The sequence below is a fragment of the Pseudomonas brassicacearum subsp. neoaurantiaca genome, from assembly GCF_013608025.1.
GTDB lineage: Bacteria > Pseudomonadota > Gammaproteobacteria > Pseudomonadales > Pseudomonadaceae > Aquipseudomonas.
Map to the genome: position 1 here is coordinate 75,647 of NZ_VDLV01000048.1, position 21,649 is coordinate 97,295.

Below are 21,649 nucleotides of genomic sequence, written 5' to 3' on the forward strand. Positions count from 1 at the left end.
TCGAGGCATCTTCGGCGGTGCTCTCTTCGCTGCCCACCAAGCGGTTGTAGACGCCCTTGCCCAGCTCCTTGCCCAGCTCCACGCCCCATTGGTCAAAGGCGTTGATGCCCCAGACCACGCTTTGTACGAAGACTTTATGTTCGTACAGCGCAACCAGCGCACCGAGGCGGCGCGGGCTGATGCGTTCGACCACCAAGGTGTTGCTCGGACGGTTGCCCGGAATCACCTTGTGTGCCGCCAGCTTCTGCACGTCGTCCTCGCTCATGCCCTTGTCACGCAGCTCGGCCTCGGCCTCGGCGCGGGTCTTGCCGAGCATCAGTGCCTGGCTCTGGGACAGGCAGTTGGCGTACAGCCATTGGTGATGGTCGGAAACCGGGTTGAAGCTGACGATCGGCACGATGAAGTCGGCCGGGATGAATTGGGTGCCCTGGTGCAGCAGCTGATGGTAAGCGTGCTGGCCGTTGGCGCCGACGCCGCCCCAGATCACCGGACCGGTGTCGGTGGAGACGGGCGTGCCGTCCTGGCGCACGCTCTTGCCGTTGGATTCCATGTCTAGCTGTTGCAAGTGCTTGGTGATGTTGCGCAGGTAGTGGTCGTACGGCAGGATCGCGTGGCTTTGCGCACCCCAGAAGTTGCCGTACCACACGCCCAGCAATGCCAGGAGCACCGGCATGTTCTGTTCGAATGGTGCGCTCTGGAAATGCTGGTCCATGGAATACGCGCCGGAGAGCAATTCCTTGAAGTTCGACATGCCGATGGCCAGGGCGATCGGCAGGCCGATGGCTGACCACAGCGAGTAGCGACCGCCGACCCAGTCCCACATCGGGAAGATGTTCTCTTCGCGGATGCCGAAGGCCACGGCGGCGGCGTTGTTGCTCGATACCGCGATGAAGTGGCGATACAACTCCGCTTCCGAACCGCCCTGGGCCAGGTACCAGGCACGGGCGGCCTGGGCGTTCTTCAGGGTTTCGAGGGTGTTGAAGGATTTAGACGAGACGATGAACAGCGTGGTCTCGGCGCGAAGCTTCATGGTCAGTTCGTGGAATTCACTGCCATCGATGTTCGCCAGGTAGTGGCAGCGAACGCCTTTATGCGTGTAGGACAACAGTGCTTCGGACACCAGTTGCGGTCCGAGGAAAGAGCCACCAATACCGATGTTCACCACGTCGGTGATCGGCTTCTCGGTGTAACCGCGCCACAGGCCGTCGTGAATGCGGCCGACCAAGTCGGTGATCTGGTTCAGCACTTTGTGCACGTCCGGCATCACGTTGACGCCGTTGACCAGCAACTTGTCGCCAACCGGGCGACGCAGGGCGGTGTGCAGGGCGGGACGGTTTTCCGAGGCGTTGACGATTTCGCCTTCGAACAGCGCCTTGATCGCGCCCTTGAGGTCGACTTCGTTCGCCAGGCCCACCAGTAGGTTCCGGGTCTGGGCGTTGATCAGGTTCTTCGAATAATCGAGAAACAGGCCGCAGCTCGAAAGGGTGAATTGGTTGAAACGCTGCGGATCGGCATTGAACGCTTCGCGCATGCTGAAATCCTGCATGGCTTTGCGGTGGTCATTCAGCGCTTGCCAGGCGGGCAGAGCGGTCACGTCTTGAGGAGTTCGGTAATACGCCATCGCTGCGGGTTTCCTTTTTACTTGAACGACCTTTTGTACATTATAAATTCCGGCGCGGCTGAAGGCAGGCGTCCGGATAACTGCGTCGACACGATCGCCGGGCACAGGGCGACTACAGTAAACCTCGCGTTGCGATCTGTCTTGACTTTGTCTGACCGTTTCCCGGTACTTTTTTATACAGCAGGGAGGGAAGGGGCCGACAGACGGAGATAATCAACAGCGGGAGCGAGCTTGCTCGCGATGACTTTGTGCCAGTCGGCATCTGTATCAACTGGCACACCGCAATCGCGAGCAAGCTCGCTCCCACAGGGAGGTGAAACGGGTGGGCTCGGTCAGGCAACCTGGACCGGAATGGCATTGCTGGTGTGGCTCAGTTCGTTGCCCGGCGCCATGTAAAGCATGCGCGGCTTGAAGTTGAGCAGCTCGGCTTCGCTGTAATGGGCATAGGCGCAGATGATCACGCGGTCACCAACCTTGGCCTTGTGCGCTGCGGCGCCGTTCACCGAGATCATTCGCGAGCCTTCCTCGCCACGGATGGCGTAGGTGGTGAAGCGCTCGCCATTATCGACGTTATAGATCTGGATCTGTTCGTACTCGCGGATTCCCGACAGGTCCAGCCACTCTCCATCAATGGCGCAGGAGCCTTCGTAGTCGAGCACGGCGTGAGTGACTTCGGCGCGGTGCAACTTGGCCTTGAGCATGATGGCGTGCATGGGTGTTTCCTCTGGTCGGGTCCGAACGGCGGGCAGTTTGCCCGAAGGCTTCCGGGGCGGCAATACGGGAGGGATGTGCAGATGCAGTCTGTTAAACACCACATCATCCCTGTGGGAGCGAGCCTGCTCGCGATAGCGGTGCATCAGTCAAACTCTATATCAACTGACCTACCGTTTTCGCGAGCAGGCTCGCTCCCACATCGGGGCTGAGGTGTCAGGCGTGCGCGTCGAGATCCAGGTGCAGGTTGTCGATCAGGCGCGTGGTACCGAGGAATGCCGCCACCAGGATCACCAGGTCGCGATCCTCGCTCACGGCAGGGCGCAAGGTCTTGGCGTGACGGATTTCCAGGTAATCGGGGCGCAGGCCCGCGGCTTCGAGTTGCTTGAGTTGCTCAGCGATGAGCGCGGGGTAATCCCGTTGCCCCTGCTGGATGGCCTCGGCGATCTGGTTCAGGACCCGATAGACGACCGGCGCGACAGCGCGCTGCTCGGGGCTGAGGAAGCCGTTGCGCGACGACAGCGCCAGGCCGTCTTCGGCGCGAACGGTCGGCTCGCCGATGATCTGGATCGGCATGTTCAAGTCATGGACCAAGGCGCGGATTACCGCCAGTTGCTGGAAATCCTTCTGGCCGAATACCGCCAGGTCCGGCTGGACCATGTTGAAGAGCTTGCTGACCACTGTCGCCACGCCTTCGAAATGCCCTGGACGACTGGCGCCGCACAGGCCCTCGGACAACTGCGGGACGCTGACCCTGGTCTGCCCGGCCATGCCGTCGGGGTACATTTCTTCGACGCTGGGGGCGAACAGCAAGTGGCAACCGGCCTGGAGCAGCTTTTCCTGGTCGGCCGCCAAGGTGCGCGGGTATTTATCCAAGTCTTCGCCGGCACCGAACTGCAACGGATTGACGAAAATGCTCGCCACCACGAAGTCGGCCCGTTGAGTGGCCTTGGTCACCAGCGCCACGTGACCGCTGTGGAGGTTGCCCATGGTCGGGACGAAGGCGATGCGTTTGCCTTCGCCGCGGGCGCGGGCTACGGCGGCCCGCAATTCACGTACGGTCTTGACGGTGTTCATGCGGAAAACCCATGTTCGGCGCCGGGGAAGGTCGCAGCCTTGACCTCGGTTACGTACGCGGTCAAGGCGCCCTGGATGGAAGTTTGTCCGGCCATGAAGTTCTTCACGAATTTCGGCACGCGCCCGGTGATCGACAGCCCGAGCATGTCGTGGAGTACCAGTACCTGGCCGTCGGTGGCATTACCGGCGCCGATGCCGATCACTGGAATCTTCACCGCCTGGGTGATTTCCTGGGCCAGTTCGCTGGGCACGCATTCGAGCAGCAACATGGCGGCCCCGGCCTGCTCCAGCGCGATCGCATCGGCGCGCATCTGCCGCGCCTGGTTTTCATTGCGGCCCTGGACCTTGTAGCCACCGAGGATATTCACGGCTTGAGGGGTGAGGCCCAAATGGGCACACACCGGAATGCCACGTTCGGCCAGCAACCGTATCGAGTCGGCCAGCCACAACGCGCCCTCGACCTTGACCATATGGGCGCCGGCCTGCATCAGCATGGCGCTGTTGGTCATGGTTTGTTCGAGGGTGGCGTAGGCCATGAACGGCAAGTCGGCGAGGATCAGCGCGTCGGTGTTACCGCGCTTGACGGCGGCCACGTGGTAGGCCATCTCGGCGGTTGTCACCGGCAAGGTGCTGTCGTGACCTTGCAGCACCATGCCGAGGGAATCGCCCACCAGCAGCACCTCGACTCCAGCCTCATTGCAGGCATGGGCGAAAGTGGCGTCATAGCAGGTCAGCATGGTGATCTTCTCACCTTTTTGCTTGAGACCTTGCAGCGTGGTCAGGGTAATAGCTGGCATGAAAAAGTCCTCATAAGGCGCTTGAATACAGGCGCACCTTCTAAGCGTGGTGCTTGTAAGGCCTGGATTGCGCCCATTAGCGCCGCGTTGGCGGCGACGGGACGCCTATAGTCGTGAGGAGTATCGGGGAAGTCAATTGGATGTGTTACCGCCGGGTGTTACCGGGGTTACTGATGCGTTTCAGCGTAGGGGCGTGTTTCGAATCTGACTGCCGGGTGCTGGATCCTGTGGGAGCGAGCTTGCTCGCGATAGCGTTGTATCAGCCACAGTTGGATAACTGATCGACCGTAATCGCGAGCAAGCTCACTCCCACAAAGGGATGTATTTCAAGCAGGAAATAAGCGTTCCAGGCCGACAAATGGGCACGCTGCAAGGAGATCCTTGAGCAAGCGTCCATCTGCCAGGCGCAGGTCGGCGGGTGCCAACTCTGCCAGCGGGTAGAGCACAAAGGCCCGGGCTTGCATATGGTAATGGGGAACCTTGAGGCGGGGCTCGTCGATCAGACGGTCACCGAACAGCAGAATGTCCAGGTCCAGGGTGCGCGGGCCCCAGCGCTCAAGGCGCTCGCGGCCCTGGCCGGTTTCGATGGCTTGCAACGCGTCGAGCAGATCCAGCGGTGCAAGGCTGCTCTCCAATGCTGCCACGGCGTTGGTATAGCGTGGCTGGCCGGGAAGTAGCGAGTCGCTTTGATAAAATGCCGAGACGCCTGCCAGTCGGGTCTCGGGCAGTCGCGCCAGCGCCTCGATGGCGCTGCGCAGTTGCTCGGCGGGTTCGGCCAGGTTGCTGCCCATGCCGATGTAGATGCGTTCCATTGATTACTCGTCTGATGCGCTCGGTACGCCGGCACGCTTGCGCTTGGCACCGCTGCTGCGCCGACGTTTGCGCGGGCCGCTGGTGCCGTCGTCCTTGCCGCTGAGCTCACGAATCATCTCGCGGCGCTCGCTGTCGTTGGCGTCCTGGTAATCGGTCCACCATTCACCCAGGCCATCGGTCTGTTCGCCGGCGCTTTCGCGCAGCAGCAGGAAGTCGTAGCCCGCGCGGAAACGCGGGTTATCCAGCAACAGGTCGGCACGTTTGCCGCTGCGCCGCGGCAGGCGTTCCTGCATGTCCCAGATTTCGCGAATCGGCATCGTGAAGCGTTTCGGGATCGCAATGCGCTGGCACTGTTCGGCGATCAGCTCGTGGGCCGCTTCCTGCATCGCAGGAATTGGCGGCATGCCACGGTCTTGCAGGCGCAGCACGCGAGCGGGCAGGGCAGGCCAGAGCAAGGCGGCGAACAGGAACGCAGGCGTTACCGGTTTGTTCTGCTTGATCCGCAGGTCGGTGTTGATCAGTGCTTCGCTGATCAGGGTGTGGGTGTAGGTCGGGTTGTGCTCCAGGGCTTCGGCGCTGGCGGGGAACAGCGGATCGAAGAGCTGCAGGTCCACGAGCATTTCGAAGGTGTCCGCCGCGTTGCCCGACAGGAACAGCTTGAGCACTTCCTCGAACAGGCGGGCCGAGGGGATTTCCCGCAACATCGGCGCCAGTTCGCGAATCGGCAGGGCGCTGTGTTTTTCGATGCCGAAATCCAGCTTGGCGGCAAAACGCACGGCCCGCAGCATCCGCACCGGGTCTTCCTGGTAACGCTGCTTGGGATCGCCGATCAGACGGATCAAGCGATTGCGAATGTCGTGCACGCCGTTGGCGTAATCGAGGATGCGCTCACTGACCGGATCGTAATACAGGGCGTTGATGGTGAAGTCGCGGCGCTGCGCGTCTTCTTCCAGGGTGCCGTAGACGTTATCGCGCAGGATGCGTCCGCTCTCGTTGCGAGACGACTGGTTGCTGTCTTCATCTTCGTCGTTCTGCGGATGGTTGGCGCGGAAGGTCGCCACTTCGATGATTTCGCGACCGAAGTGGATATGCACCAGCTTGAAACGTCGGCCGATGATCCGCGCATTGCGGAATTCGGCGCGGATCTGCTCAGGCGTGGCGCTGGTGGCGACGTCGAAATCCTTGGGGGTGATATTGAGCAGCATGTCGCGCACGCAACCGCCGACCAGATAAGCCTGGTAGCCGGCGTTCTGCAGGCGTTCGACGATGTTCACCGCGTAACGGCTGAATTGGGCCTTTTGCAACGAATGCTGGCCGCTACTGAGCACTTCAGGCGTGCTGCGTATGTGTTGCGTACGACGCAAGGGAGAACGGAATGACTGGAACAGCTTCTTCAGCATGGGATGCACTGTTTGAAGGAATATTCAGCCAAAAACGAAGAATGGCCGCATGATGGGCGGGGATTCTAGCATTTAGTCAACGGATGGTGTAGGACGCAGGCACTTTGAGCTGCAAGCTTCGAGCGACGCGGTCTGTAGGCAGCGGGGAAGGCGGAACGACAGAAACCACAAGGGGAGCCGAAGCTCCCCCAGAATTAGTTGCGTGCTCTGTTTTTATTATTGGTTTCGGGCTTCTTGTTTTTGTTGAGTGCCCGCGCCACGAGGTTTTCCCTTCGTGACCCTCCCAATCGGGAGCCAAGAGCAAACGGATTGCTTTGGTCGCTGTGTTGCAGTGATCAATCGATCCAACCAGTTCAGGCACCTGTCTCTAGACAGTTTTTATTGTTCTCGGCCTGGTTGTGGGGCAAGCCCCAAATACAACGCCTCTCCAAAAGAATCAGTTAGCTGCGCCTCTCGCCGTCTTGTTTTTATTGTGCGTGAGTCGATTCGTCTTATTTTTATTGTCTTGTGCATTGCTTGTTATTGTTCTTGTACCAAAGCTATAGCAGGGTGCGTGCCAACTTTTGCCAGGCCCAGCGAAACCGGGGGTTCTATCGATATGCCGGTTTTTTCGAGGCGAAAAAAAGCCGGGATTTCGTTACCGTAAACCCCGGCTTTTGTTACGTGAAAAAGCTGAGGTAACAGTTTTTTCACATTGTGCGATGTTACCTGTGCGCCTCAGCTTTCGCTGGTCGCCCCGGTCTTGCGCCGTGGAATCCCCAGCCGCTGGCGACGTTCCCACAGGCATTTGCGGCTTACGCCCAGCTTGCGTGCCAGTTCCGTCTCGGTCATGTGGTCCTGATGTTCAAGGACGAAATGCTGGAAATAGTCTTCCAGGGACAGATCCTCGGTGGGTTCATGGCTGGTGTTGTTGGCGGCGCCTCCCTGTTGTGGGGCCAGGCCGATGAATTCTTCGTCGTCCAGGTCACTCAGTTCGATGTCGATGCCCAGCAGGTCCGCTGAGATTTCCGGGCTTTCGCTCAGGATCACCGCTCGCTCCACAGCGTTTTCCAGCTCGCGGACGTTACCGGGCCAAGCGTAATGACGAATGGCTTGCTCGGCATCCAGAGCAAATTTCAAGTCGGTACGGTTGATTCGCGCGCTCTGGCGGGCGAGGAAGGCATTGGCGATTTCGTTGACGTCAGCACCGCGCTCGCGCAGGGGGGGCAGTTTCAGGGCAATCACGTGCAGGCGGTAATAAAGGTCTTCACGGAACTGTCCGATCTTCGCCAAGCTCTTCAGGTCCCGGTGCGTTGCCGCGATGAGGCGTACGTCGACCTTCTGTGACTGGACCGAGCCGACTCGACGGATCTCGCCTTCCTGGAGTACCCGCAGCAATCGCGCCTGGGCTTCCAGTGGCAGTTCGCCGATTTCATCGAGGAACAGCGTGCCGCCGTCCGCCGCTTCCACCAAGCCGGCACGCCCGGCGCTGGCGCCCGTGAACGCGCCTTTTTCGTGGCCGAACAGCTCGGATTCGATCAGGCTTTCCGGAATGGCCGCGCAGTTCACCGAAATCATCGGCGCCTTGGCCCTGCGGGACAGGTTGTGCAGCGCCCGGGCCACCAACTCCTTGCCCGTGCCGGACTCGCCCTGGATCAGCACATTGGAGTCAGTCGGCGCCACTTTGCGGATCTTGACGTACAGATCCTGCATCGGCGGGCAGGAACCGATGATGCCGATTTCGCCGTTGCTATTGCTGGCCCCCGCCTTCCCGGCGGCGACCTTGCCGTTCGTCGGTTCCGCCGGCTGGCTGGTCGCTGTCTGGCGGTCACGCAGGATACGAGCCACGGCCTGGAGCATCTCATCGTGGTCGAATGGTTTGGCGATGTAATCCACCGCGCCCATTTTCATGGAGTCGACCGCCGAACGCAGGCTGGCGTAACTGGTCATGATCAGCACCGGCGTGCCCTGTCCGAGCTTGATCAATTCGGTCCCGGGGGCGCCGGGCAGGCGCAGGTCGCTGACGATCAGGTCAAACGTGGGAATGCTGAAACGCTCTTGTGCTTCCTGCACGGAACCGGCTTCGCTGACCTGGTACTGGTTGCGTTCCAGCAGGCGGCGCAAGGCGGAGCGGATAATTGTTTCGTCTTCGACGATCAAAATGTGCGGCATTGATTCGATTCTCTCGACGGTCTCAGTTCACAGCGGACGTCGCTTCGACATGACGCGGCAAGGTGACCCGGATACGGGTGCCGCGCTGGCTCTGAACATCGGCCGGGCTGTCGATGGTGATTTGTCCATAATGCTCTTCAACGATGGAATAGACCAGTGCGAGGCCCAGACCGGTGCCTTCGCCAGGATCCTTGGTGGTGAAGAAGGGTTCGAACAATCGGTCCATGATGTTCTGTGGGATACCGCTGCCTTCGTCTTCGACGATCAGGTCGACCGTATGTTCGAAGGCTTCACTCCTGACACGCACCGCGCTGCCAGCCGGTGAGGCGTCGCGCGCGTTGGACAACAGGTTGATCAGTACTTGGGCGAGCCGTTGGGGATCGCCGTCGACCCAGTGATCCGGGTCGCACAAATTGTAGAACTGGACTTCGAAATTGCGCCGGTTGAGCGCCAACAGACCGATAGCATCCTGCGCCACTTCGGCCAGGCAGACGGGTTCGTCATTGTGCTGATGGCCGCCGGCATGGGCGAAACTCATCAGGGACTGGACGATACGCGAGACGCGTTTGGTCTGTTCGAGGATCTGGCCGCTGATTTCCGTCAGCTCGCCGTCCTCCTCGCGCTCTTCGCGAAGATTTTGCGCCAGGCACGCGATGCCGGTGATCGGGTTGCCGATTTCGTGGGCCACGCCGGCCGCCAGTCGACCGATGCTGGCCAGTCGCTCAGAGTGGACCAGCTTGTCTTCGAGCATCTGGGTGTCGGTCAGGTCTTCCACCAGCAGCACCAGGCCACTGTTACCCGGCGCCAGCGGTTCGTCGATTGCTGCCTTGTGCAGGTTCAGCCAGCGGGTCTGGCCGTCGAGCGCCAGGTGTTGTTTGTGCAGATGTTCGTCCGGCAGGTCGATGAAGCCTTGCAGCAAGCCCTTCCACGGCTCGCCCAGCGTACTCAAGCGCGAACCGACCACGCGTTGGGCGGCGATGCCGGTCAGTTCTTCCATTGCCTTGTTCCACATCAGGATTTCCTGGTCCTTGGCGAGGGAGCAGACACCCATTGGCAGTTCCTGCAAGGTCTGGCGGTGATAACGACGCAGGGCGTCCAGCTCGGCGGCCAGGCCGGTGAGGCGCGAGTGGTAGTCCTCGAGGCGGCTTTCGATGAAGTGGATGTCTTCGGTGACATAGTTCTCACCGCCGGCCTTGTAGGGCAAGAAGGTCTCGACCATGTCCTGGGCCACGCTGGGGCCCATCAGGCCGGACAGGTTGGCTTCGATCCGGTCGCGCAATCGGCGCAAGGCGTATGGACGGCGCTCGTCGAACGGCAGGTAAAGGTCGCGCAGGGCTTGCTCGACTTCCTTTTGCGCGGCCTTGGCACCAAGGGGTTTGGCCAGTTGGGTAGCAAACTCCTGGGGCGAGGCAGCGTGCAGTTCACGGCGCTGCGGCCGGCGCACGTTATCCACGGCGCAGGCTTCGGCGGCGCTGGCTTCTTCGCTGCTGGCGTTGGTGAACAGCGAAATCAGGGTGAACATCAGCACGTTCGCCGCCAGCGAGGCGATGGCTGCCATGTGCCAACTGGTGTCGTCGAGCACGTAGATCATGTTCAGCAGTGGAATATAGAAACCCTGCAGGTTGCCCAGCAGTGGCAACAGCATGGCGACCAGCCAGACCACAATCCCCGCCAGCAGGCCGGCGATGAAACCGCGGCGGTTGGCGGTTGGCCAATACAAAACTGACAGTACGCCGGGCAGGAACTGCAGGGTTGCAACGAACGCGACGATGCCCAGGTTGGCCAGGTCCTGTCCGTCGCCCAGCATTAGATAGAAACCGTAGCCGGCCATGATGATCGCGACGATCAATGCGCGACGGGTCCATTTCAGCCAGCGATAGATGTTCCCCTCTGCTGGAGGTTGGTAAAGCGGCAGCACCAAGTGGTTGAGGGCCATGCCCGACAGCGCCAGGGTGGTGACGATGATCAGGCCGCTGGCCGCTGACAGGCCGCCGACATAGGCCAGCAGCGCCAGCGCCTCGTTGTTGGCGGCGATGCCGATGCCGAGGGTGAAATATTCCGGGTTGGTGCTGGCGCCCAGTTTCAACCCGGCCCAGAGGATCAGCGGCACGGCCAGGCTCATCAACAGCAGGAACAGCGGCAGGCCCCAGCTCGCACTGACCAGCGAGCGCGGGTTGAGGTTTTCGGTGAAGGTCATGTGATACATGTGCGGCATCACGATCGCCGAGGCGAAGAACACCAGCAGCAGCGTGCGCCATGGGCCTTCCTGGAGCGGCGTGTGCAGCGCGGCGAGGGCGGTCTGGTTCTGCAGCAGCCAGATTTCGAGCTGCTGCGGGCCGTCGAATACGCCATACAAGGCATAGAGGCCGACGCCGCCGATGGCGATCAGCTTGATCACCGATTCGAAGGCGATCGCGAATACCAGGCCTTCGTGTTTTTCACGGGTGGCGATGTGCCGTGAGCCGAAGAAAATCGTGAAGAGGATGATCAGGACGCAGAAACTCAGCGCCACCCGGTGCTGCACCGGTTCTCGGGTCAGGATGCTGATGGAGTCGGCGACCGCCTGCATTTGGAGCGCGAGCAATGGCAGCACGCCGACCAGCATGAAGATCGTGGTCAGCGCGCCCGCCCAGGTGCTGCGAAAGCGAAAGGCGAACAGGTCGGCCAACGATGACAATTGATAGGTGCGGGTGATTTTCAGGATCGGGTAGAGCAGCACCGGTGCCAACAGGAAGGCTCCGGACACGCCAAGGTAACTGGACAGGAAACCATAGCCGTACTGATAGGCCAGGCCCACCGTGCCATAGAACGCCCATGCACTGGCATATACACCCAGCGACAGGGTGTAGGTCAGCGGATGGCGAATGATCGCGCGCGGGATCATGCCTCGTTCGCTGATCCAGGCTACGCCGAACAGCACCGCCAGGTAGGCGGCGCTGATCAGGATCATCTGGGTCAGGCTAAAGCTCATCGGCATCTTTTTGGCTCTGAAGGATAAAGGTCACGACGATCAGGATCAGCCAGAGCAGATACGGCCGATACCAGGCACCCGTGGCATCGATCCACCAATCCATGATGGCCGGGGAGAACAGGTAAATCCCCACTACCAGGAGCAGGACCAAGCGATAGATGTACATCCCGGTCTCTCTTTTTTATGCACGTGCCCGAAAACGTGCGGCGATGGTAACGGATAGGCGGCAGGCTGCAAGGGCCGTCACTGTATTTGCGCTTCGGGCAGCGCCAGTGTGCGCGGGATCTGCCCCGCATCCCAGTGGCGAATGCCCCAGGCCAGCAGCTCTCGTGGGCTGGCATCGACCAGCTCCGGCGCCGGTTGTTGGCCCAACGCGCGCAACGCCCTTAACAGCAGCGGCGTTGCCTGGTCGGCGGTCAACGGTGGCGAGCGATAGGATTTGCCGAGCTTGTGTCCGTCCGGTTGGGTGATCAGCGGCACGTGCAGATAACGCGGTTGTGGTAACCCAAGCAGTTCTTGCAGGTAGAGTTGGCGCGGCGTGGAATCCAGCAGGTCGGCGCCGCGGACAATGTCGGTGACGCCTTGCCAGGCATCGTCGAGGACCACGGCCAATTGATAGGCATAGAGTCCGTCGCGACGGCGAATCACGAAGTCGCCCGCTTCGCGGCCCAGGTGTTGGCGGAACTCGCCTTGGACCCGGTCGACGAAGTGATATTCGAGTTCCGGAACGCGCAGGCGGATGGCGGCGTCCTCGGCGTTGTGACCGGCGTTGCGGCACAATCCCGGATAAATGCCTTGATACGGTTCCAATTGCTTGCGCGAACAGGTGCAGGCGTAGGCCAGGCCTTGGCTGAACAAGCGATCGATGACCTGCTGATAGGCTTCGTGGCGGTCACTCTGGCGCACCATTTCGCCATCCCATTCAAACCCGTAGCTTTCCAGTGCCTTGAGAATCGCCGCTTGCGCGCCGGGCTCTTCCCGTGGCGGGTCGAGGTCTTCCATGCGCAACAACCAGCGCCCACCCACGGCCCGGGCGTCGAGATACGACGCCAGCGCGGCGACCAGCGAGCCGAAATGCAGGTGGCCGCTGGGGGTGGGGGCGAAGCGTCCGGTGTAGGCAGTCATAGGCGAATGTTACTGGGTCCGGGCAGGAGGAATACGATCTCGACAACAAAGCATATCCCCTGTGGGAGCGAGCTTGCTCGCGATAGCAGTGGGTCAGCCGACATTGATGTGTCTGACAGGTCGCTATCGCGAGCAAGCTCGCTCCCACAGGGGGGCACCAAAGCTTGGAGAAAATATCGCAAACAAAAAACGGAGCGTATGAACGCTCCGTTTCGATGACAGCCCCGGCGATTACTTGCCGACCTGTTTTTCCTTGATTTCCGCGAGAGTCTTGCAGTCGACGCACATGTCGGCGGTCGGACGTGCTTCCAGTCGCTTGACGCCAATCTCGACGCCGCAGGATTCGCACCAGCCGTACTCTTCGTCTTCGATCAATTGCAGCGTCTTGTCGATTTTCTTGATCAGCTTGCGTTCACGGTCGCGGGCGCGCAATTCAAGGCTGAATTCTTCTTCCTGGCTGGCACGGTCTGCCGGGTCAGGGAAGTTGGCCGCGTCGTCCTTCATATGGTCGACCGTGCGATCGACTTCTTGCATCAGGTCCTGTTTCCACTTGTTCAGGATCCTGGTGAAGTGCGCGCGCATGGGGGCGCCCATGTACTCCTCGCCCTCTTTCGCGACATATGGCTCAAACCCGCTGAGCGACTGATTTTCTTTCTGCTTTGCTTGGGTGGGCATGAATGGACCGCCTCTACTCTTGTAATCCACTACGCAGGATTGCTCCATCACCGACACCTGCCGGCCCTGCGGCTGCAAGCGGGCGAACTTACCAGATCAAATCGGGCCGCGCTACTCCCGGTTGTCGAGCCTGGCGCGGCTGGGGCCTGTAAAACTTGGCCGGGTCCGGTCCGGTGGGGTCGCAAACCTGCTCAATGCTTGATTTTAGTCAAGCCTGGGTTAAACGCTGGAGTCATTTCCAGCGATCTACGGGCTAGGACCGTTTTAGATTTGCGCTCGTTCCCGCAGCTGTTCGCGAGTTGGGTAGAATCGGTTCTTTTTTCGTGAAGGACGGCCCAATGGCCCAGCCCTACAGCGCACGCAGTCGTGCCATCGAACCGTTCCACGTCATGGCGTTGCTGGCGCGTGCCAACGAATTGCAAGCTGCCGGGCACGACGTCATTCACCTGGAGATCGGCGAGCCGGACTTCACCACCGCCGAGCCGATCATCCAGGCCGGCCAGGCGGCCTTGGCGGCGGGCAAGACCCGGTACACTGCGGCTCGCGGAATCCCTGAACTGCGCGAGGCCATCGCCGGTTTCTACGCGCAACGCTACGGTGTGGACATCGATCCTCGACGCGTCCTGGTAACGCCGGGTGGGTCCGGCGCGTTGCTGCTGGCCAGCGCCTTGCTGGTGGACCCAGGCAAGCACTGGCTGCTGGCCGACCCTGGTTATCCGTGCAACCGACATTTTCTGCGCCTGATCGAAGGCTCGGCGCAACTGGTGCCGGTGGGGCCGGACGTGCAGTACCAATTGACCCCGGATCTGGTGGATCGTCATTGGGACATGAACAGCGTCGGTGCGTTGGTTGCCTCCCCGGCCAACCCGACCGGGACGGTTCTTTCCCGGGATGAGTTGGCGGGCCTGTCCAGGGCAATCAAAGGTCACAACGGCCATCTGGTGGTCGACGAGATCTATCACGGCCTGACCTACGGCACCGACGCCGCCAGCGTGCTGGAGGTCGATGACGATGCGTTTGTCCTGAACAGTTTTTCCAAGTATTTCGGCATGACCGGCTGGCGGCTCGGCTGGCTGGTAGCGCCTTCGGCGGCTGTCGGTGAGTTGGAAAAACTCGCCCAAAACCTCTACATCAGCGCACCCAGCATGGCCCAATACGCTGCCCTGGCGTGTTTCGAGCCTGCGACCATCGAGATTTTCGAGCAACGTCGTGCCGAGTTCGCGTTGCGCCGCGACTTCCTCCTGCCGGCTTTGCGCGAGTTGGGGTTCGGCATCGCCGTGGAGCCGCAAGGCGCGTTCTACCTATATGCCGACATCAGCGCATTCGGCGGCGATGCCTTTGCGTTCTGCCAGCACTTTTTGGAAACCGAACACGTGGCGTTCACGCCGGGGCTGGATTTCGGTCGCCATCAGGCCGGCCATCACGTGCGGTTTGCCTACACCCAAAGCCTGCCGCGGCTACAGGAAGCGGTGGACCGAATTGAACGTGGATTGCGGAGTTGGCAAGGCTGATGCTTTTTTCCCCGGCTTTGGAAGAAGGACGGCTGATCCGACGTTACAAACGTTTTCTTGCCGATATCGAGACCGTTCATGGCGAATTGCTGACAATACATTGCCCAAACACTGGCTCGATGCTCAATTGCTTGGCTGAGGGCGCGCGCGTCTGGTTCAGTCGTTCCAACGACCCCAAGCGCAAGTTGCCGGGCACCTGGGAAATAGGCGAAACCCCTCAGGGGCGCTTGGCCTGCATCAATACCGCGCGAGCCAATTCGCTGATCGAGGAGGCGCTGCGGGCCGGTGTCATCCAGGAACTGAACGGTTTCACAGGGCTGAAGCGGGAAGTGGCCTATGGCGTGGAAAACAGCCGTATCGACTTTCGCCTCGATTATCCCGACCAGACTTCTGCCTGGGTCGAGGTTAAAAGTGTCACGCTGGGTTTCGACGGGACCCACGTGGCGGCATTCCCCGATGCGGTGACCCTGCGCGGCGCCAAGCATTTGCGAGAACTGGCCTGCCTGGCTCGGGAAGGCGTGCGCGCGGTGCAGTTGTATTGCGTGAACCTGAGCGGCATCGAGGCGGTGCGTCCGGCGCAGGAAATCGATCCGGTGTACGCCGCGGCGTTGCACGAGGCGGTGGCCGCCGGGGTGGAAGTGCTGGCCTACGGCGCCACCCTGACGCCGGAGCAGATGTGGGTGGATCGCCCGTTGCCTGTATTGCTCGAGCCGCTACAGCTTGGCCCAGATGCCTTGATCGTCCTCCCGGCTGTCTAGCGCGGTCAGGAGTTGTCCGGCGCAAGGGCCCGCGACGCACTCACCGCTTTCGATCAGGAACAGCGCGCCATGGGTCGCGCACTGGATGAGACTGGCGCTGGCGTCGAGAAACTGATCGGGTTGCCATTCCAGCGGCACGCCACGATGGGGGCAACGATTGAGATAGACGTATGCCTGGCCTGCGCGCCGCACGGCCAGCAACTTGCGTCCTTCGATGTCGAAGCCGCGACTGCTGTTGTCGGGTAATTCGGCGGCGGTACACAGAAAATTCATGGATGTCTCTATAAGGTGTCTGCGTTGAATCCTTGTGGGAGCGAGCTTGCTCGCGATTGCAGTGCTTCAGCCAATATATCCGGCACTGATCCACCGCCATCGCGAGCAAGCTCGCTCCCACATGAGTCCGTGCAGCAATGGGTCCATGCTTGACGGCCAAATGAAAGCAATCATCAAATGCTTTCTTCCCAGATGGTCGAGGATACTTGACCAATCCTTGCCCGTGAAAACACTTCTTGAGGGAGCGGCCTGATGCGCTGGAAGGTAAACGCTGCGCCACAGGGCCTGATCAAGCTGGCCGATAGGGTCTGCCTGGCCAATACACCATGACGGCACGGGTCAAGCCGCGCTCTTTATTTTTGGTCCTGGGCTTGCTGTGTCTGTTGGCAATCTGGCTGTCCCTGGCCTTGGGACCGGTAAGCTTGCCATTGTTCGATACGTTGCGCGCCGCCCTGCGTTTGCTGGGTTTGCCGGTGGCCGCCGATGGCCTGGAGCAGGCCGAACTGATCCTTGGCCAGATTCGCCTGCCCCGCACCTTGCTGGGCTTGGCGGTGGGCGGGGTCTTGGCGTTGTCCGGCGTGGCGATGCAGGGGCTGTTTCGCAATCCGCTGGCCGATCCGGGATTGGTGGGTGTGTCCAGCGGTGCGGCGTTGGGGGCGGCGTTTGCCATTGTCGGGGGTTCGGCGCTGGGCGGACTGCCCGAAGCGTTGGGGCCCTACGTGTTGTCGATGTGTGCATTTCTCGGCGGGCTCGGGGTGACGGCGTTGGTCTATCGCCTCGGCCGACGCAACGGCCAGACGCATGTCGCCACCATGCTCTTGGCCGGTATTGCCCTGACCGCGCTATCCGGTTCCGCGGTGGGCTTGTTCACTTATCTGGCGGACGACGCGACTTTGCGCACCCTGACGTTCTGGAACCTGGGCAGTCTCAACGGTGCCAGCTACGCGCGGTTGTGGCCGTTACTGCTGGTCAGCGTCGGCGTGGCGATCTGGCTACCACGTCGAGCCCGTGCGCTCAATGCGCTATTGCTGGGAGAATCTGAAGCCGCGCACTTGGGCATTGATGTCGAGCGACTCAAGCGTGAACTGGTGTTCTGCACGGCGCTGGGCGTTGGCGGCGCAGTCGCGGCAGCGGGCATGATCGGTTTTGTCGGGCTGGTGGTGCCGCACCTGGTGCGATTGCTGGTGGGTCCCGACCATCGCATCTTGCTTCCGGCGTCAGTGTTGGCGGGTTCCAGTCTTCTTTTATTTGCCGATTTGGTGGCGCGCCTCGCCCTGGCCCCGGCGGAATTGCCGATCGGCATCGTCACGGCGTTCATCGGCGCGCCTTTCTTTCTTTATTTATTGTTGCGGGGGCGCGCCTGATGTTGCGAGCGCAAGACTTGCACGTTCACCGTGGACGTAAAACCGTGCTGGCGGGTATCGATCTGCAACTCAAACCCGGCGAAGTGCTGGGTGTGCTCGGCCCCAATGGCGCGGGTAAGAGTACGTTGTTGGCGGGTTTGTGTGGCGAGTTGCGTCCGGTACAAGGGCAGGTCTGGTTTGATGACCGGCCTCTGGCTCAGTGGGAGGGTGCCGAGCGCGCCCGTCGCCTGGCGGTGTTGCCACAATCCTCGACACTGGATTTCGCGTTCCGTGTAGATGAAGTGGTCGGCATGGGACGACTGCCTCACCGGAGCGGTCGGGTGCGTGATGGGCAAATCGTCGATTTGGCCTTGCGAGCGGCGGACGCGGTGCATTTGCAGGGCCGCGATTATCTGGATCTGTCCGGTGGCGAGCGCCAACGGGTGCACTTGGCGCGGGTGCTGGCGCAACTGTGGCCGGGTGAGGCGGGACAAGTCTTGTTGCTGGACGAACCGACCTCGATGCTCGATCCGCTGCATCAGCACACTATCCTGCAAGCGGTGCGTGAGTTTGCCGGTCGCGGCGCGGCGGTGCTGGTGATCCTGCATGACCTGAACCTGGCGGCGCGCTACTGTGACCGCCTGTTGCTGTTGGCGTCCGGCCGGCCGGTGGCCCTGGATACGCCTCGGCAAGTGCTGCGCCCGGAGCCGCTCAAGGCGGTGTTTGGCCTCGACGTGCTGGTGCAATCCCATCCAGAGCGCGGGCATCCGTTGATCATTGCCCGCTGAGGCCAGCCGGAGGATACCGATGTGCGCCTGATTCTGATCCTGCTGTTGGCTGTCTTGACGGCTTGCCAGAATGTCGCCCCGCCCCCGGTGGGCGAGCGGATCCGTGATTTGCACACGGGCGAATCGATCGCGCCTCGGGCATTGGTCGAGCGTTTGGCGCGGGCCCCGCGAGTCGCGGTTGGCGAACAACACGACAACCGTGATCACCACACGCTGCAGCGTTGGCTGCTCCAAGCCTTGGCTGACCAGCGTCCCCAAGGCAGCTTGCTGCTGGAAATGCTGACGCCACAGCAGCAGCCAAGGGTCGACGCGGTTCGTCAATTGCCTGCCTTGCCGAAGGATTTACCTGGGGCGTTGGATTGGTCGCCAGGTTGGGATTGGAGTCTGTATGGGCCCATGGTCGAGTTCGCCTTGAGGCAAACGTATCCGATGTTGTCAGCCAATCTGGACAGTGCGGAAGTCCAGCGCATCTACCGCCAGGCTCCCGCGATGAGCGGTACTCGCTCCAATGCCGCTACGGTGAAGGACGAACTGTTGAGGCAAATCCACGAGTCCCATTGCGGGCTGCTGCCAGAGTCGCAGATGCCGGCGATGTTGGCGGTGCAGCAACAGCGTGACCGGCGCATGGCCGAGCGATTGCTTGAGGCTCCCGCGCCGGCATTGTTGTTCGCGGGCGCCTGGCATGTCCGCAAAGACGTTGGCGTGCCGCTGCATGCACTGGATCTGGGCGCTCGTGACGCACCGGTCGTCCTGATGCTGGCCGAGGAGGGCAGCGACGTTACGCCGGCCATGGCCGATTTCGTGTGGTACACCCCGCCAACACCGCCCCAAGACTATTGCGCACAGATGCGTCGAGACGGCAGGCAATAATTTCCGGGCAAAAAAAGACCCGGCAAGAGCCGGGTCAAATAACCGTGATTAGCCTGATGAGGAGATATCTGAGAGTCCGAACCAAGGGCTTTTCAAATATCGACCAGTCTCGCGACCGGACGTGGTAATCATAGCGATTCTCATTTCCATGTCAAACATTGTTTTGCCAATGGGCAAAATATCTGGCACCGAGCATGTGGATCGCCAAAGGTCATGTCAGGCTTTGTGGCGGGTCGAAATGGCGTCCAGCTGTTTATTAAGCGCTTCCTTGCGTTCAGCCGGAATATCGTTCCAATGCATGTCCATCAGCGCGCCCTCGATGGCGTATAGCAAAACCTTGGAAGCGCGAAAACCGCGAGTGCGCACTGCGCGGTAGGCGTCCACCGCGCCGAGACGGCGCAGGTCCGAGGCACTGTGGATACCCACGGCGTGCAGCCACTGGGCTGATGTCTTGCCCAGATTCTTCAGGTGTTGCAGTTCATCATTCATCGAGCCTCCTTGCGACGGCCGACTGGTGCAGTGGGCAAGCTTCTCAGGAGTGTAGCGCTCAGTAGGAAAAGCGTGATTCTTTGGTCGGAATCGACGCAAAAGCTTCTAAGGCATTACGCACGATGGGATGAACAAGCAGAAAGGCACATCGTCCAGCGCAAGCGGGGGCGCTGGAGATCGTTGGGTGCCGTGGCCGTTTCCTTCAGGTTCAGCGGGTGCGATAGCGCAAACGAGTACCGAAGTTCATGGACATCAGGATTTCATCGGCAGACAGCTCGGGCGGGAAATAGGTACCGGAGATCTGCGCATGGGCAAGGCTTGCACCTTCCAGCGATGACTTGCGGAAATCGATGCCGCGCAGATCGGCGGAACGGAAGTAGGCGTCCGTGAAGTCCACGTCGTCGGCGTTCAGTTCGCGCAAGTCAAGGCCGCGGAAGTCGCCGCCGCGCATATCGATCGGACCCAGAGCGCGTTCGCTGTTGAAGCCGGCAATGTCATCTTTGCGCAACAAGGCATAAAGCGGAGTATCGAGAAGCTTGGGGTGGCTCATGGCAAATCACCTGTTGGTTTTATGACGCCAGTATAATGCCACTATTTGGCGGCCGTGAAGCCGGGCGTCGGTTCACGGCCGAAATAGTTTTCTACAGGCCTGGCAGGCGTTGGCGAATCTGCGCAACCACGACATCCAGCGTGCCGCTTTCGTTGGTCTGAACGCGCTTGCTGCAGAGAATCTCAGCCGGGCTCAGCGCTTCCCGGCTCGCCTGTTGGGCGGCGATGACGGCCAGGTTGGCGTCGGACGGGTCTTTCTGGTCGGCCTGGCGCTGGGCGAGTCGGCTTTCGATGACGGCTTGCGGCGCGTCGCAATCCAGGATCAGGAACGGCGCGCCCGTGCCTTCGGCAACTTTGGCCGCGGCGTCGCGCTGGTCATGCTTGAGGTAAGTGGCGTCGATCACAACTGGGAACCCGGCATGCAGGATCACGTCGGCGATCTCATGCAGGCGAGTGTATGTGGCGCTGCTGGCATCGCTGCTATAGATGCCGGCTTGTGGGGCGTTCGGCACTTGCTGTTCACCGAACAGGCGCTTGCGCTCCACGTCCGAACGCAGGCGAATCGCACCGAGGGCCTCCACCAGGCGCATCGCAACGTGGCTTTTGCCAACGGCCGAGACGCCATGGGTAATGGCCAGGAAACGCGAAGGAATGGTGCTGTAGCTTTCGGCCAGGTTGGCGTAGTTGCGGTATTGGCGCAGGGTGGTGGCGCGCTGCACCGGGTCGGCTTCGGCGGGCATGCTGAACAGCGCGACCTTGGCCCGGACCAGGGCGCGGTAGGCCTTATAGAAGTTCAGCAGTTCCAGGCCGCTGTAGTCACCGGTGAGTTCCAGGTATTGACTGACGAACCGCCGCGCGAGCGACTTGAGGCCGCGATCTTCGAGGTCCATCGCCAGGAAGCCGGTGTCGGCGTAGACGTCGGTGAAACGGAATGGCTCGTTGAACTCGATGCAGTCGAAGATCACTACTTTGCCGTCGATTACGGTGGCGTTGCCCAGGTGAATGTCACCGTGGCATTCGCGAATGAAACCGTCGGCCTTGCGCTGGGCGAACAGCGGCTTGAGGCGTTCGTAGCTGGTTTCGGCCCAGGCTTGAAGGGCTTCGAGTTGTTGCAGGTCGGCTTTGTCGTTGAGGAACGGACGGATCTGCTCGAAGTTCTGCCGCACCGGCGCCATGACGCTGTCCGGTGTCCCCGCCGGATTGTCGGCGGGCACTTTGGGTGTGGAGAGGTGGAACTGGGCGATCTGCGCGGCCATTTCATCGATGTGCGCGGTGGTCAGTTCGCCGTTGGCCTGTAGGGTGCTGAGCAGTTCGCTCTGGGGAAACTGGCGCATCTTCAAGGCGTATTCGATGGCCGGGCCGTCGCCGCCCAGTTGCGGCGCCTCGGCGCTGCCGGTGATCGGCAAGACTTCCAGGTACAGATCCTGGGTCAGGCGCTGGTTCAAGCGCAGTTCTTCGCCGCAGAAGTGCTTGCGCGCATCGAGGCTGGTGAAGTCGAGGAAACCGAAGTTGACCGGCTTCTTGAATTTGTAGGCGTAGGGGCCGGTGAGCAATACCCAGGAGATATGGGTTTCGATGACCTGGAACCCTTCGACGGGGTGCGGGTAAAGGGCCGGGTTTTGCAGGGCAGCGATCAGTGATTGGCTCACGGGCGATCCTTCAGAGTCTGGAAAATTCAAGGCGGTCATTATGGCCGCAAGCCGCGCTAACGCAAACCTTGGCGGACT

20 protein-coding genes are annotated in these 21,649 nt (G+C 61.1%); 5 read left to right on the forward strand and 15 right to left on the reverse strand.

The window, feature by feature from the left end:
• The 11 genes from pgi to dksA all read right to left on the reverse strand — a co-directional run.
• Positions 1–1,621, reverse strand: a 1,621-nt coding sequence (pgi, locus tag FHK92_RS22480) for a glucose-6-phosphate isomerase (RefSeq protein WP_181290083.1), incomplete at its 3' end; no start/stop codon positions are given.
• 332 nt (positions 1,622–1,953) lie between these two features.
• Positions 1,954–2,334 carry an aspartate 1-decarboxylase gene (gene panD / locus FHK92_RS22485; RefSeq protein WP_003228271.1) on the reverse strand — a complete coding sequence of 127 codons (381 nt, stop codon included), beginning with the start codon at positions 2,332–2,334 and terminating at the stop codon, positions 1,954–1,956.
• Between the two features lie 214 nt (positions 2,335–2,548).
• Positions 2,549–3,409: a pantoate--beta-alanine ligase gene (gene panC, locus FHK92_RS22490; RefSeq protein WP_181290047.1), complete on the reverse strand. Its 861-nt coding sequence runs from the start codon at positions 3,407–3,409 to the stop codon at positions 2,549–2,551.
• On the reverse strand, positions 3,406–4,206 hold the full coding sequence (gene panB, locus FHK92_RS22495) for a 3-methyl-2-oxobutanoate hydroxymethyltransferase (RefSeq protein WP_181290048.1): 801 nt from the start codon (positions 4,204–4,206) through the stop codon (positions 3,406–3,408). The genes panC and panB overlap by 4 nt, the downstream gene beginning before the upstream one ends.
• Positions 4,207–4,532: 326 nt before the next feature.
• A complete protein-coding gene (gene folK, locus FHK92_RS22500) occupies positions 4,533–5,018 on the reverse strand; it encodes a 2-amino-4-hydroxy-6-hydroxymethyldihydropteridine diphosphokinase (RefSeq protein WP_181290049.1) in 486 nt (161 codons plus the stop codon).
• A 3-nt stretch (positions 5,019–5,021) separates the two neighbouring features.
• Positions 5,022–6,419: a polynucleotide adenylyltransferase PcnB gene (locus FHK92_RS22505; RefSeq protein WP_181290050.1), complete on the reverse strand. Its 1,398-nt coding sequence runs from the start codon at positions 6,417–6,419 to the stop codon at positions 5,022–5,024.
• 717 nt (positions 6,420–7,136) lie between these two features.
• Positions 7,137–8,570 carry a sigma-54-dependent transcriptional regulator gene (locus FHK92_RS22510; RefSeq protein WP_181290051.1) on the reverse strand — a complete coding sequence of 478 codons (1,434 nt, stop codon included), beginning with the start codon at positions 8,568–8,570 and terminating at the stop codon, positions 7,137–7,139.
• 22 nt (positions 8,571–8,592) lie between these two features.
• On the reverse strand, positions 8,593–11,547 hold the full coding sequence (locus FHK92_RS22515; RefSeq protein ID WP_181290052.1) for a sensor histidine kinase: 2,955 nt from the start codon (positions 11,545–11,547) through the stop codon (positions 8,593–8,595).
• Positions 11,531–11,707, reverse strand: coding sequence for a hypothetical protein (locus FHK92_RS22520; RefSeq protein WP_003176118.1), 177 nt, complete (start codon positions 11,705–11,707; stop codon positions 11,531–11,533). Before FHK92_RS22520 ends, FHK92_RS22515 begins: the two co-directional genes overlap by 17 nt.
• A 77-nt stretch (positions 11,708–11,784) precedes the next feature.
• The gene (gluQRS, locus tag FHK92_RS22525; protein WP_181290053.1) at positions 11,785–12,666 is read right to left on the reverse strand and encodes a tRNA glutamyl-Q(34) synthetase GluQRS; all 882 of its coding nucleotides are present in this window, start codon (positions 12,664–12,666) and stop codon (positions 11,785–11,787) included.
• Between the two features lie 231 nt (positions 12,667–12,897).
• Entirely contained in the window at positions 12,898–13,341 is a 444-nt protein-coding gene (dksA, locus tag FHK92_RS22530) for an RNA polymerase-binding protein DksA (RefSeq protein WP_030140236.1), read from the reverse strand.
• Between the two features lie 338 nt (positions 13,342–13,679).
• Here dksA and FHK92_RS22535 point away from each other — a divergent pair, with 338 nt between their 5' ends.
• Both FHK92_RS22535 and sfsA read left to right on the forward strand, forming a co-directional pair.
• On the forward strand, positions 13,680–14,852 hold the full coding sequence (locus tag FHK92_RS22535) for a pyridoxal phosphate-dependent aminotransferase (protein ID WP_181290054.1): 1,173 nt from the start codon (positions 13,680–13,682) through the stop codon (positions 14,850–14,852).
• Entirely contained in the window at positions 14,852–15,610 is a 759-nt protein-coding gene (gene sfsA / locus FHK92_RS22540; protein WP_181290055.1) for a DNA/RNA nuclease SfsA, read from the forward strand. The genes FHK92_RS22535 and sfsA overlap by 1 nt, the downstream gene beginning before the upstream one ends.
• Here the strand turns inward: sfsA and FHK92_RS22545 are convergent.
• Positions 15,566–15,883 carry a Rieske (2Fe-2S) protein gene (locus tag FHK92_RS22545; RefSeq protein WP_181290056.1) on the reverse strand — a complete coding sequence of 106 codons (318 nt, stop codon included), beginning with the start codon at positions 15,881–15,883 and terminating at the stop codon, positions 15,566–15,568. The two genes, sfsA and FHK92_RS22545, sit on opposite strands and share 45 nt — an antisense overlap.
• A gap of 380 nt (positions 15,884–16,263) precedes the next feature.
• Here FHK92_RS22545 and FHK92_RS22550 point away from each other — a divergent pair, with 380 nt between their 5' ends.
• Genes FHK92_RS22550 through FHK92_RS22560 form a run of 3 tightly spaced genes read left to right on the forward strand, consistent with a single transcriptional unit; the run spans position 16,264 to position 18,884 of the window.
• On the forward strand, positions 16,264–17,247 hold the full coding sequence (locus tag FHK92_RS22550) for a FecCD family ABC transporter permease (protein WP_181290084.1): 984 nt from the start codon (positions 16,264–16,266) through the stop codon (positions 17,245–17,247).
• The gene (locus FHK92_RS22555; RefSeq protein ID WP_181290057.1) at positions 17,247–18,014 is read left to right on the forward strand and encodes a heme ABC transporter ATP-binding protein; all 768 of its coding nucleotides are present in this window, start codon (positions 17,247–17,249) and stop codon (positions 18,012–18,014) included. The genes FHK92_RS22550 and FHK92_RS22555 overlap by 1 nt, the downstream gene beginning before the upstream one ends.
• 21 nt (positions 18,015–18,035) lie before the next feature.
• Positions 18,036–18,884, forward strand: coding sequence for a ChaN family lipoprotein (locus tag FHK92_RS22560; protein ID WP_181290058.1), 849 nt, complete (start codon positions 18,036–18,038; stop codon positions 18,882–18,884).
• 216 nt (positions 18,885–19,100) lie between these two features.
• On the opposite strand, the gene FHK92_RS22565 is transcribed toward FHK92_RS22560, so the two are convergent.
• From FHK92_RS22565 to FHK92_RS22575, 3 genes are all read right to left on the reverse strand, one after another.
• Entirely contained in the window at positions 19,101–19,373 is a 273-nt protein-coding gene (locus tag FHK92_RS22565) for a TfoX/Sxy family protein (protein WP_024779602.1), read from the reverse strand.
• A 208-nt stretch (positions 19,374–19,581) separates the two neighbouring features.
• On the reverse strand, positions 19,582–19,923 hold the full coding sequence (locus FHK92_RS22570; RefSeq protein WP_181290059.1) for a pentapeptide repeat-containing protein: 342 nt from the start codon (positions 19,921–19,923) through the stop codon (positions 19,582–19,584).
• 91 nt (positions 19,924–20,014) lie between these two features.
• Positions 20,015–21,571: a bifunctional aminoglycoside phosphotransferase/ATP-binding protein gene (locus FHK92_RS22575; protein WP_181290060.1), complete on the reverse strand. Its 1,557-nt coding sequence runs from the start codon at positions 21,569–21,571 to the stop codon at positions 20,015–20,017.
• Positions 21,572–21,649 lie beyond the last annotated feature (78 nt).